Origin of the sequence: Demequina aurantiaca (assembly GCF_050598105.1) — a bacterium.
Lineage (GTDB): Bacteria > Actinomycetota > Actinomycetes > Actinomycetales > Demequinaceae > Demequina > Demequina aurantiaca_A.
This window is the reverse complement of sequence record NZ_CP192436.1, coordinates 1,135,327-1,147,540: the sequence shown is the minus strand read 5'-3', so window position 1 is coordinate 1,147,540 and position 12,214 is coordinate 1,135,327. Positions and strand designations below refer to the sequence as shown.

The 12,214-nt window shown below is 60.4% G+C and carries 12 protein-coding genes; 2 read left to right on the top strand and 10 right to left on the bottom strand.

Going from position 1 to position 12,214, the window contains the following annotated elements; genetic code table 11:
• Positions 1–199: 199 nt before the first annotated feature.
• From ACQU6B_RS05165 to ACQU6B_RS05140, 6 genes are all read right to left on the bottom strand, one after another.
• Positions 200–385, bottom strand: a complete 186-nt coding sequence (locus ACQU6B_RS05165; protein WP_430868977.1) for a hypothetical protein — start codon at positions 383–385, stop codon at positions 200–202.
• 804 nt (positions 386–1,189) lie between these two features.
• A complete protein-coding gene (locus tag ACQU6B_RS05160; RefSeq protein WP_430868976.1) occupies positions 1,190–1,360 on the bottom strand; it encodes a hypothetical protein in 171 nt (56 codons plus the stop codon).
• The gene (locus ACQU6B_RS05155; RefSeq protein ID WP_430868975.1) at positions 1,357–2,307 is read right to left on the bottom strand and encodes a hypothetical protein; all 951 of its coding nucleotides are present in this window, start codon (positions 2,305–2,307) and stop codon (positions 1,357–1,359) included. The genes ACQU6B_RS05160 and ACQU6B_RS05155 overlap by 4 nt, the downstream gene beginning before the upstream one ends.
• A 231-nt stretch (positions 2,308–2,538) precedes the next feature.
• On the bottom strand, positions 2,539–2,655 hold the full coding sequence (locus ACQU6B_RS05150) for a hypothetical protein (RefSeq protein WP_430869212.1): 117 nt from the start codon (positions 2,653–2,655) through the stop codon (positions 2,539–2,541).
• A 526-nt stretch (positions 2,656–3,181) separates the two neighbouring features.
• Positions 3,182–4,156 (bottom strand): hypothetical protein, encoded by a 975-nt coding sequence (locus tag ACQU6B_RS05145; RefSeq protein ID WP_430868974.1) that lies wholly within the window; start codon positions 4,154–4,156, stop codon positions 3,182–3,184.
• Positions 4,157–4,167: 11 nt separating this feature from the next.
• On the bottom strand, positions 4,168–4,455 hold the full coding sequence (locus ACQU6B_RS05140) for a hypothetical protein (RefSeq protein ID WP_430868973.1): 288 nt from the start codon (positions 4,453–4,455) through the stop codon (positions 4,168–4,170).
• A 346-nt stretch (positions 4,456–4,801) separates the two neighbouring features.
• On the opposite strand from ACQU6B_RS05140, the gene ACQU6B_RS05135 reads away from it, so the two are divergent.
• Positions 4,802–6,301, top strand: a complete 1,500-nt coding sequence (locus tag ACQU6B_RS05135) for a P-loop ATPase, Sll1717 family (protein ID WP_430868972.1) — start codon at positions 4,802–4,804, stop codon at positions 6,299–6,301.
• Between the two features lie 453 nt (positions 6,302–6,754).
• Positions 6,755–7,078 (top strand): hypothetical protein, encoded by a 324-nt coding sequence (locus ACQU6B_RS05130; protein WP_430868971.1) that lies wholly within the window; start codon positions 6,755–6,757, stop codon positions 7,076–7,078.
• Positions 7,079–7,105: 27 nt separating this feature from the next.
• On the opposite strand, the gene ACQU6B_RS05125 is transcribed toward ACQU6B_RS05130, so the two are convergent.
• Genes ACQU6B_RS05125 through ACQU6B_RS05110 form a run of 4 tightly spaced genes read right to left on the bottom strand, consistent with a single transcriptional unit; the run spans position 7,106 to position 11,904 of the window.
• Entirely contained in the window at positions 7,106–7,879 is a 774-nt protein-coding gene (locus ACQU6B_RS05125; protein ID WP_430868970.1) for a TatD family hydrolase, read from the bottom strand.
• Positions 7,876–9,177, bottom strand: a complete 1,302-nt coding sequence (locus ACQU6B_RS05120; protein ID WP_430868969.1) for a hypothetical protein — start codon at positions 9,175–9,177, stop codon at positions 7,876–7,878. Before ACQU6B_RS05120 ends, ACQU6B_RS05125 begins: the two co-directional genes overlap by 4 nt.
• Complete coding sequence (locus ACQU6B_RS05115; protein WP_430868968.1) at positions 9,174–10,022, bottom strand: hypothetical protein; 849 nt, start codon at positions 10,020–10,022, stop codon at positions 9,174–9,176. Before ACQU6B_RS05115 ends, ACQU6B_RS05120 begins: the two co-directional genes overlap by 4 nt.
• Positions 10,012–11,904 carry a KAP family P-loop NTPase fold protein gene (locus ACQU6B_RS05110; RefSeq protein WP_430868967.1) on the bottom strand — a complete coding sequence of 631 codons (1,893 nt, stop codon included), beginning with the start codon at positions 11,902–11,904 and terminating at the stop codon, positions 10,012–10,014. The genes ACQU6B_RS05115 and ACQU6B_RS05110 overlap by 11 nt, the downstream gene beginning before the upstream one ends.
• Positions 11,905–12,214 lie beyond the last annotated feature (310 nt).

The window sequence follows — 12,214 nt, the reverse complement described above, 5'->3', positions numbered from 1 at the left end:
GGCGACGAAGTCGCACCTGCCTCACCGCTGCATCCCAACACATGCTCGTCGGCCGACGAACGCTCGCCCCGTGACCCCTGGCACTAGTCGAGTTTGGGTGGTCCCGCGACGAGCTCGCATTCGAATGGTCTTCCCTCCGTTGTTATGTCACCCCGTTTGTACCGCGCGCCAACGCGCCCAGTTGTGTTCTGAATTGCGTTCAGTTCGGGTGGAGTCGCAGTGCGGCAGCAAGCGCCGTTGGCTCGATCGACTCGCCCAACCGGTTTATCGCCCCACCCGCCACGAGCAAGTCCCAGGCGTCGGCGTTGTCGACATCGAGTGTCGGTCGTTCGCCGTCTGCCGTGTAATGGCGCAGTACCGACCATCTCGTCCTCACGTCGGGCACGGGCTTTCCTTCGAGGTAATACTCACCAGTGCCCCACTTGTCGCCGCGCCGATCACGGAAGACCTCACGGGCGGGCCCGTCGATCCGGTGGCGCTGCCCGTGACTCCAGTACTCATCAGGCCCCGACTCGTGAAGTCCATACGGTCGCGGATACTCGATCGCAGGTCTTCCCTGATCCCTGTGTCGTTTGCCGGCTACCCAAAACTCGGCAGTACCATCCGCCCACAGCCGCGCCGGCCCTTCGGCTCTCGACACACGACCCTTGCTGTCCGTCCACTCCTCAACCAATTGCTCCGTGCGCGCGCCAGGCATATCGAAGATAGTGAAGGGTGGTCGGCGATAGGGCATGCCACTCTGGTCGGTCTCTGGCAGTCCTCCGTCGACCTCACCCACAAAGACCACATGCGTGGGCATCGGCGCCATATGCGAAGGCCCAGTGGCAGTCCGTCGTTGAACCCCCGCTTCGAGCCATCGCTGGACGCCCGAGTCGTACTCGACGGCCGGTAGGTCTCCGGGCCGGTTTAGGAGGCCGTCTTCAGCGCACCAGAAGGTGACTTCAGCCAGGGGTGATCGCCACCCATCACCTTCGCGCTCGCAGCCCGGTAGCCGCCGCCAAAACTCGACAAGTTCCTGCAAACCCCGCACCTCCTCTTTTTGGCTCGTGAAATGAGGCTACGGCCGCCCTCTGACGTTGACCCTGGAATGTGGCAGTCCCGCGGAGACTCGACAAGCACATCCGTAGTCGCCGGGAGTGCCGACCTGTGCGGCCCGATCGGCTAAGGGCAGCCGCGTGTCCCACTTACTTCAGGACAGTTCGCGCATGCGGATGGCGTTTGCGGTGCAGAACGCGCGCACGTCGTCCCAGTCCGCGCATCGAGCCGCGGCGGCCTCCAGTTCGGCCTGTATGCGTGGCCTGCGAGCGATGTCTTGCTCGAAGTGTGTGAAGGTGAACGGTGCCCACGTTGGCCGGGTCATGCTGCCACTTCCCGGGTGTCGTGGTCATCGCCTGTCACTGGGCGATTGAGTGCCGTCGGAATGCTCTGTTGCTTAAAGTTCTTGGACCCCACTACCTGCATCCACTCGCGCAGGGGCACCTGTGCGGCCAAATCGCCGCGAAGCGATGCGTCGTTGAGCAGTTGCCACGGTGACTTGTTCTTACGGTCGAGCCTGCACGTGAACATAGGCGAGTCGCTTCCTCGGTCGTACTCGATCTCCTCGACTGCCTTGGTGAGGTACGAGCTGACACGCTTAGCATCCTCCTTGGTGTCCCCAATCACGGTGTAGGTCTGGATGTCTGAGTGCGCGCCGCATCCGTGCTGAGTCGCGAGTTCTGACCACCTCTTGGCCTCGGCCGTGGCTAGCGTGCTCGCGGCACTGTCACTGATGGGCGCCAGGAGGAAGTAGACGCAGTGCAGATGGACATGCCATCCGTCCGTGCCGTGAAGAAGATGAACGATGCGTGCCCGACGGAAGACGCCAGCGGCCGCCCGGCGCCGGCGGGTGCTTGCGGTGAGCCCGCCCCACGCGTCTCGAAGGATCGTCCAGCGCTGTGCGAGCGAGAGATGGTGCGGGAAGTCGAGTGAGAGCGACACTAGGATGGCCCCTCCCCCACCAGCGGAGTTCTCGAGCAGGAGTTCCTCAAGGCGCCGGCGCTGCGTCCACAGGCGCTTCTTCCCGCATCGTGGGCAGATGGTGGTGATGCCGCATGTCTTTCGGCCTACGAATTGGACACTCCCGGGTCCGAGCTTCAGTCCGATGCCTGCGCAGTCGTCCTCGGCGCTGACACCACACACGAAGTTGGCCTCGGGATCGAGCACCGCTCGCATCTCAGCAAGAGCAAGCGCTCGCTCCAACGATGCGACACGCTCCTCGAACTTGAAAGCCGCTTCCAGAGCCAAAGAGACGTCCGATGGCTTGGGCACCGGTGGTGTACCAGAAACGGTTAGGGAACTAGAACGAGGGAGGATTGTGCGCGCGGGTGTCGCGCGCGTGCGGGGCTCCTGGCGGTCAATCGGGGTTTTTGACGAAAGCATGGGCGTCTCCTTGAGGTATTTGGGGCATGGCGAACTAGACGCACGTGGCACGAGCGTCGTTGTAGAGGGGTTGACCGCTGACGCACCTTAGTGAGCGTCGACGGACAGAGGTGACCTACGTCAGTTCAGACGTGGCGGGTCGCTGAGTTCTTCTAACCAAAATTCGATATCGGCGTGCCTAAATAGGACGCGTTTTCCTGAACGAATCCCGCGGGGACCCCGACCCTGCCTGCGCATCTCATAGATCGTCGAAGACCTGACACGCAGCATCTCCGCGAGCTCGTCCACTGTCAGAAGCTCTGACATGTGCAACTCCTTAGGTAGGCACGTGCAGGGCCGTCTCGGCTCGCACAACGTCCCAATCGACCGCGCTTCCCCGGATGTTAGGTGTTTGCCCAAGAATCTTTCGAATTGCGCCAAATTGCCGCCAAATGACACCAGATACTTGGGTCGATACGTTCCGCTGTTGCCAGCTACGCCGGCGCGGACGTTCACACTCGGCGGCACACGAGCGCCACCGACAGTTGCATCAACAACCGCCGTTCGCCGATCGTCGTTCCACCGCCGCTACTGGAGAAGAACTGGAGCCTGGTGCCGAGCGAGGTCCGCGCAATTACAGCGGACCGAGGCACGAACACAAAATGTGGGGACCTATATGGGTGGGCGCACCCCGCTCATCGCCCCACTTTTGATGCAACTCGTGCTCAGATCTCGCCAATTGGTGGCATGACGAAACGGCGTTGCTCGCGACGGTGTTAGAGGACTATTCTTCGGCGCGGTGCTGTGTCACGATCATGTTAGGCGGGTCGGGGAACAAGCCTTCAGCGGGCAAGTGGTAGTGCGGCTCGAGGCCAACGTATTCGTTTGCCCAGTTCATCGTGAGCATGGACCCCTCGAACGTTCGAGGATCGATTATCCACTGCTTGCGCGATCCCTCAACGTCTCGGCGCACCACGGCCACTCCCAATTTGGAGTCGCAGGCTTCGACGTAGGACGTGGAGACGTGACGAATCGCTCGATCAACGTATGGAGCGCTCTGGGTGAGCAATGTCGCGGCGAATAGGTCGTAGCCGTGGCGAGCCGAATACAACGTATCGACAACATCTACGATGGGCGGCATGTCCTTGCGCGCCTTGCGCAGTTGGTCCCACGCTCCCTGATAGCGCGGTGAGAGCTGACACGAGTTAACAAAGTCCAGAACCTGGTCCATGGCAATGGTGAGACGTTGCTGCCCGTCGATGTGCGCAACACTCAGGAAACTCGATGCTGCGCGTTGATGCTGAGACAGGTTCCGCAACTGCCACAGCAGGAGATAGTCAGGGTTCGCAGTTCGCAAGTGCTTGAACTCGATCTTCGCGGCGTTGAGGAACTTGTCGCCGAAGCGTGCGGCTGCGTTCTCGATCTGCGTATGGGCTTGTGTCAGCGAGGCCAGTGCCATGTCGAACGCACCGTTCACCCGCATCGTCGCATCGAAGTCCAACGCCAGGTAATTTCCTGTCTCTAGACCGCCACGAGCAGCCCCAAGAAACTCACCGCTGGCAATATGAAACGGAGTAGTGAGGCGGCTGAGGTTGAAGATCGCGAGATCTTCGTAGGCGCCGTGGAGCCGCAGTTGCTCCTCGTGACTGATGATCTTGGCGGGAGTGAAACCCGCCGGAAGGCCCACTAACGCCACAGCCTCCCTCGGGACTAAACGCCCCAGAGCCCAACCGCCAGTATCGCCCGCATCGTCTTTCATGAGTGATTAACCTACGCGGTATTCTCCACCCCAGTCGAGGCGTAGCGGCCCACGCCGCGCAACGCCGAGTAAAGCGTCGGTCGCGAAATCCCAAGATCGCGAGCGACGCGGGCGTGCGACACACCGTCCACCACGATCCTCCGTCGTGCCTCGACGACCTGTGCGCCGTCCAGTTCCGTGGCGCGAGCGTATGTTCCGCGCGCATTAGTCAGCGTGATCCCCTCGACCTGGCGCGCCTCATTCTGATCAACCAAACTGACCCGAATGTAAGCAACCGCCTGAATCTTTTGTCCACTCATCTCTAGACCTCCAGGCACATGTGTACAACTGGGGTCTGACACAACTAGTTGGACACAGCGGCATAGGGCCTGCGGGGGTGTCAATCGAGGTACACCTCATTGGGTTGGTTTACATTGGCGCGCTTCCGTCGTGACGGCGAGAGTGCGTGTGTGGGTCTCGCTATTGGTTTCGGGAAATAGCTTCGTGAATCGAGATGGATTGGCTTGGGCTGGAAATCCTGGGATCGGCCTAGCGGGCGGCGGAGCCTTTGACCCGACCGGCGAGACGCCTCGTATCCCTAGGGTTGCGGGACCGCACGCATCTATTCCCTTGCAGATAAGATCGTTGCCAACGACTGGAGACCTCATGGCAAAACCGAGATTTCGTGACTTGTACTTCGGCAAGAGTGACTCGAAGAACGAACTGGCAGGCGATCGCGACGAGTTCATCAGGAGTTTTGTCGACCTAAATCAGATCACAGACGATGTAGTTTCAGGAGACAAGACTCTGATTCTCGGCCCCAAGGGGACGGGCAAATCAGCCCTCGCCTGGTTCCTCGAAGCTTCGCAGAGTGAGCACGATTATCTCTGTACAGTGCAGGATGCCTCCAACCTCCCACTGGCAGACATTCCGAGGTTAGAAACCGGGCAGGCAGCCGGAACGGATCGAACCGTCGCAGCTTGGAAATTCATTCTGCTGTGCAATTATCTAGCTCTGCTTCTGAAGGACCAGGGATGTAGGTTGCCCAACCGCAATGAGATTGACAGGGTCACAAGGCTGCTCCGCGGCTACGGTTTGATCGGTGATACATCCGGACGCGCCATTCTCGACATTTCGAAGACGACAATCGAGATACCTATCCCAAAGGTAGGCACCATCTACCGACGTGAGAGACAAGCAAAGCTCAACATTTATTCACTGTTGCCCTACCTTGAGGAATGGGCCGCGAACGCACGTTCGGGTAACCGACACATGCTTCTTCTTGACGGACTTGACTCGATCTTTTTGAACGACGAGAAGTACGACGAAAGCCTCGCTTCCATGGTCCAAGCTGCCTACTCCATCAATCAACGCCTTTCAGGCGAGGGGGCCACAGGAAGCATCGTGTTGCTACTCCGCCACGACGTTTTCAACCGGGTGTCACTAATGCTTCCTGATTCACAGAAGATGCGCGATGACTTCGCGGTTGAGCTTGACTGGCGCGTCTTGTCAGGGGCCGCCGGCGTCAGTGCTCCTTTGCTTCGCCTCGTAAACGGAAAGGCTGCTCGCGCAATGGGCATCGATTCCGTCGATGTGCTCTCCTACTTCCCCAAGAATATTCACATCGGGGGTGGTAACGGCAATGCGCAAAGGTCCTTTGATCGACTTCAATACTTACTGAACCTCACCCGGCATACTCCAAGAGATCTGCTTCGCCTGTTCGATGAGATTCGGAAGGTAGAAGCATCCGGTGCATTCCCGGAGAGTAACGAGGTGCTTCGATCCGACGTAATTCGAGAGGGTGTTCTGCAGTACGCAACGAAGTACTTCACCGGCGCGATTCGGAATGAATTTGCTGGCTACGAAAACGGCACTCAAGAGGCACAACGAGCCCTAGATGCGCTGCAGGGGCTGCCACACCAGACGTTTGACAGGTCGGTCTTTGCAAAGAAGTTGCAAGAGGGTGGTGAGGAGCGCGGCGAGGTGGTCGATCGTCTACTTAAGCTACTCTTCTTCGCTGGCGCCATAGGTAACAAGGTAGCGATACCTGGCGGGAGTTACCTGCAGTTTTACCATCGGAGAGATGACTCTGAAGTTCATTTAAAGGGAAACTTTATACTCCACAACGCACTCTGTCACGCATGGAACGTGCCGTTCTCGACTTGAACGGGGGAACGGCTGAGCGACGCTCACAACTCGATAAGTGTGCCTCAAAACCCAAGTGTCTCGAAACAAACTTGTCCCGAGGTGATGGCGCCTCTTACCGCGCTGCCGAGCGATCCCAGAACGGCGCTACGTACTGATGAACTTCACGGGCTCATCCGGATTAACGGCGCCCGTCAACGTGTCGGAGAACGGCAACCCGGGTACACCCCATTGGGAGGCCTTACATGGGTGCGATTCAGTCGATATGGCGAGGATGCCCTTAAGGGTGGCGGTCTTGGTTTCGGAACACAGTTACGAGAATCGCGATCAAACCGCTTGGGCTGGAAATTCTTGGATCGCCCAACTCGGCAACGGGGACCTTGTACCGACCGGCCAGACGCCTCGTTTCCCTAGGGTTGCGAGACAGCGCCCCATCGACCTCGGTGCTAGCGGTGTTGCCCCGAACTAGGAGATGTGCTCATACCAAATAGCGAAAGTAAACTCAGCGACTATGAACCGGTCGATCAGCGCGGCCTGATTAACTTCGTGGCAGCGCACGTCGTTGGCTCACGCGCTGTCGTGCAAGTGCGTGGCGAGCGAGAGGTGCTCCTGATGGGGCTCGCTGCCGGCACGAACTCGGCAGCCTTACACCAATCGGTCGAGCGCTTCGCGTTGTCGTTCGCAGATGAGTCTGTCTTTGGTGCCGCTGCACGGCGGGGATGGGCCAGCAACATCCGGAGGATTGATGCGAGCAGTTGCGATCATCTGCTCCCCGACAACATGCGCCCGACAGACTAACGCTGTGATCGCGCCAACGCGCAGCGACTACCGCTTTGAGGCCTCGGTCATTCGGCGTACGGCAGCAGGCAGAATTCCGAGGACACCAGCGTCGTCAACCAAGTCAGCAAAATTCTTCCACACCTGAGTCCGAATCTCCGTCGAGGTGACACCGTAGACGAGCGCTAAGGCGCTCTCTACACCGCCCACCGATCCTGGCTGGCGAGGCCCCGAAGCGCCTCGGTCTCCCGAGGGGTGATCTGTCTCGATCAGGACGCGATTGATGGGGATGAGTGCGACATCGCTCGGATACTTCATTCCGGCCAGGTTGATTGAGAACCAACATCCAAGTTCGATGGCTCGGGCGGTCTGCGCCGCCGTTCCACGCCACCAGTGGAGGACAGCACCTCGGACGGGAACCTCACTAAGGGCATCAAGCACCTTCCCCGAGACGCCATTGCTATGAATTGAGACGATGCGCGGCTTGGCACTCAACGCGCGGAGGACCTCTCTAAACGTTTGCTCTTGAAGTGCCATCGGGACTTTGGAACGACCATCAAGGCCGACCTCGCTGACGAATGCCGTCGTCTTGATGGCTTCAGCGAATCCGTCGGGGTCAAAGTCTCGCTGCGCTCGCTCCACACCAGGGTGAGCTCCGACCCCCCAGATTGTCACGCTGTCTCGGCGTTTCTGGGTCTGATGGAACTCATCAAGCGACCGGGTTGCCACGAACACAACGGCGCCGAGCTGCTCGAGTTCCCGCGGCGCGATGGTGGGCTTGACGTGCGCGTGAAGATCAAGGGGCGGGAGCGGCGGAATCATCCCACTAAGCCTCGCAGCTCATCGACACCCTGCTGGCAAAGCGTGAGCGCGTCTTGAGCCAGGTAACCCACAGGAAGCGACATCGCCATCACGTCTCGCGGGCGCACTCCTCGGTGGATAAAGTCACGGACAGGCTCAACGATGCTCTTGCCCTTGACAAAGTCGACGAACTGTCCCGTCGTGTCGTCAACGAGATACGTGGTCGTGTCCACCACGCCGGATGCATCGAAGGCGGAGCGGCGAACCAGGCACCCGAAACAGACCCCGCAGGAAGAGCCGGCGGGAGCGCCGCTGTAGCGGCCATCGGTGTGTGAGCACGAGTTGGTGGCACTCAGATAGCTAGAGGCAGCGTCCTCGCCGATTTCAGCAGCAAGGCGTCTGAACATCTCGCCCTTGGTGATGGCCTCGAACGGATTCTCAATCGCTCCGTGCCCGCCAGCTGCGATAGCAATCGCGCTGAGACCACGGAGGAAACGCGGGTGCGTCGTGTGTGTTGATAGGCTCCCCCGCCGATCGGGACCAAGCGGAGGATTCAGCGACGCGAAGCCATTCTCTGGAATCCAGAGAATCGATTCAGCTCGCTCGGCAACTGCCAGCCCAAGCGCGAGGAAGAGGAAGGATCGTGAACGGCTCGAACTCTCGTTTCGGAAGGCAGTTCCATCGAGCCGTCGTCCGGCACGACTCAAATGGAACTGATGGTGGCCTTGGGTCTGGCCCGGAACTGCTGCCTCTATGGCGGTCACAAGATCGCGCTGAATCGGAGAGAGCGCGGTGAAGCTGTAATGCGACACCAAAGCCTGCGAGCTTTCGTCTCCGAGCTCGAGCGCTGACATCAGTGCGCCAACGGCAGAGTCCGCACCGCCACTCAATAGGACCGTTCGCCCGCGATGCTGTTCTTCAAGCGCCAACGGCGCGACGGCCGCGGATTGCGCCTGTGTGAATGTAAAGGACCAGTGGTCCCCTGTTAGGAATCCAACCAGCGTTGAAAGTTCGGCCGACTGTGCCGCCCAGACACTCGGATTGGCCACCTCGACAGTCAGGTCAAAGTGTCGGTCGTTCCAACCGGAGCCAGCCTGCTCCCGGAGGATCGATCGATCGGAAGCGAACACGCCAAGCGCGATACGCACGAGGTCAACGTTGATCGGGTTGACCGCTCCAAGTTCCGCGAGGAATGGTCCGGAGGACCCTGTGAAGGTCGTGCGTCCTCCCGACGTCCAGAGGAAGACCTCGTCGAAGGTGCCGCCGACGAGAGCCACGTCAGCGTTGGATTCCGAGAGAGTTAGAAGCAGGCGGCTCATGAGTCGACTCCAAAGATCGTGCCAATGTCTTTCAGGCCGGTCTCTATCGCCGTGGACATCTCCTGCTCGGTAGCGCCCGTGGCGCTCAGAGCTGCCTGTGCGGCGTACTCCGCGGCGACGTCACGAATCTGCTGCTCGACGCTTTGCCGCTGCGCGAAAGAGGCGCCCTGCTCGTAAAGCGACGATGAGATCTCGGTCAGCGCTGCCTCGGCGATCGCGGTCTCGATGGTTTTGCGGACCACCTCCTCAGGCGATGGCGCCCGGTCCGCGGGGCGCTCAAGGATCCAAGCAACCACATCCGCCACGATGTCGCGCTCCTCGGCGTCAGCGAGGGTGCTGTCAGCCTGGGCCTCGAACGCGGCCTCCACGATCTTGATGCCGATAGCAACGGGATCGCCGAGTGCACGTAGCTCGTCGTAGTTGAGTCCTGCGCTTTGCAAGGCGGCGCGATTGCCGGATGAGTATGCGAGTGCGAGGCTTCCAGCGCGGCCTGCGGCGCGAGAGATTCGTCCGACTGAGCGTCTGACGCCTCCGGATGAACGACCGCCACCGCCACCGCCACCAGGCCCGTCGCCGCCGCCACCACCAGGCCCGTCGCCGCTCCCGCCGCGTGAGCGGAACAGGAGCCTAACGGCAGGGCTCAGATCAATCGTGGGACTGCCCGGAGCGGGGTCGCCAGGAGGATTCGTTGAGGTCCCATCGGCGTTGCCATCGGTGGTCGTGGCCTCATCGCCGTCAGCACCGGTGAAGCCAGCACCGTCGCCATCGAGCCACGCCGCGATGTTGTCGCGGAGGTCTTTTGCGTCCTTGCCGCCACTGCCGCCGAACGAACCACTAGTTCCCATGAGTGCCCCAGGCCTTCTCTACGACCGTGATCGAGTTGACCACTGGATCGAGCGTTGCGCCGGACTTCCAGATCGCCAGCACAGACCCAAAGGTCGCCTCGTCGTGCGGACGCAACTTGACGACGGTCGCTGCCTCAATGTCCACGCCCCGGATAGAGCGGAGTGCAGCCACAACATCGACTGTGACTGTTGGCTGAGCGCTGGCGAGGCGGAGCAGGCTCTCGACTGAGAACTTCTGGATGGAGGGCTGGTCACGAGTGCGTCGACCGAGGAAGCCGACAAGCGTGCGCGCATCACTTTCGGGCAGCGCCTGGAGGGTGGCATCGGTGATCCCGGAGCGATCCACCTTCAGTGATGAGGTCAGTGAGGCTGCAAGATCTCGGAGTCGCTCCGGGAGCCCTGAGTCGATCACCTCGATCTTCGCGAATGATGCAGCAAGGTACAGGTAGCCGGAGATGGCCGCTGCATCGAGAACCGGAGGCAGCTTCGCCCAACGGCGTAGCGTGTCGGTGAATCCCTCGTCAGGAAAAACAGCTGGCGTCGGCTCCTCAGCCGGGGTGGCGCTCTTTGCTCGCGATCCAGCTTTGGAGACCGCGGTAGCAGCTGGGGCTGCTGGCTCCGCCGCCTCCGGGTCTGATTCGGCTGATGGGGTTGGGCCGTTAGCGAGCGCGTCGAGCGCCTCGAGCTTGTCACGGAGTTGGTTGGTCGCCAACCAATCGAGCACCTGCTCGAAGTCTCGGGTAAGTACTCGCTCAAGAACCATGAGCTTGGCCACCGCGTCGGGCGCGAGGTTGATCCCGCGACGCCCGGCGATGCTCTGCCGCACATTCAGGTCGTTGAGGAACCGCTTGATGCGGCGCGGGTTGCCATGGAACTTCTCATACAGGATCGGGGTGAGACGTGCCGCAGTGACGAGATGATCCGCGAGCGGACTGTCCTCCGCCACCTCAATGGCATCGAGTCCACCGCCGGATACACGCAGCTCATCGCATTTCTTCACCAGGGCGGCATACACGTCGTCGTCGAGACCAGCCTTCCCGAGCAACAGGAAGAGGTACGCCTCCGTGTCGAAACGACTGAGTGCTGGAACGGGAATCGTGGTCTGGACGATCTTGTGCAGGTAGAGCTTCGCAGGCGTCTCGTCGTCCTTCTCATCAACCGGGGACTTGAGCTTCTGCTGGATTGCGTCGGCAACGCGGTCCTCGTCGGCCGCGATCACGAAGGACATGCCCTTCGCGGAGAGGAAGAGCCTGATGGCCTCAAGGGTCTCGACCACGGTATCCGGCAGACAGCGATCCAAGTCGTCAACGAGGACAACCACACGAGAGATGTGCTGGAGCGCGGGGTCGGCTAGGAGCGACTGGAACTGCTCCCGGAACCCCGCCATGCCTTTTTCCCCCTCGAGACTCTCAGGGTCATCGTTCACGAGGCCGAACACGTCGTCCAGCGTTGGAATCTGCATGGTGATGGCCGTGCGGGTGGCCATCTTGACGGCCTTGGTCCAGTTGACCTTTTTCACAAGCTTTTTGAATGCTTCGAGTCCGGCCTGACCAACCGGATCCTCACGATTGAACTCGCCATTCAGCGCGCCGAGCACCTCGGCGATGAGGCTTTCCTTCGGCCCGACCGCGGGGTCATATCGCCACGGCTGTGTCGAGACCACCAGGACTTTGCCATCTGCCTCGGCCGAACGGCTCTTAATCTCCTCTATCACAAGTTCGAGGACACTGGTCTTGCCACTCCCCCAGGCGCCCGAGAGACCAACAGCGATCGGATCGAGGTCATCGTCAAAGATGGCATCGGCCACAGTCTCTGCGACCGCTCGGAACGCAAGAAGGTCCCTCTCTGCCGGTTCGTCGGACCAGAGCGGGAACGTATGCACCTGCGCGGATGTACTTTTTGAGGTCATATTGCTTTGAGTATGACAGCACCCTCCGACGCGTCAAGGTTGGGTATACGGGGTATTTTCGCGATCGAAGGCTGATGGGGCGGAAATGCGCGCGGCCCCCAGGGAGAGCGTGGCGACGATCGCTCGTGCGACTGACAGCGCGAGTGTTTTTAAAATCACGTCATCTTGCTACTACCCGGATGACCTTGCGGTTGGCGCCTAAGCCCTACTTTCGGATCATAGGCTAGATGTTGAGGGTCGGGTCGACGAAGTCGTAGTAACGCCATGCGTCCTCAAGGATGGG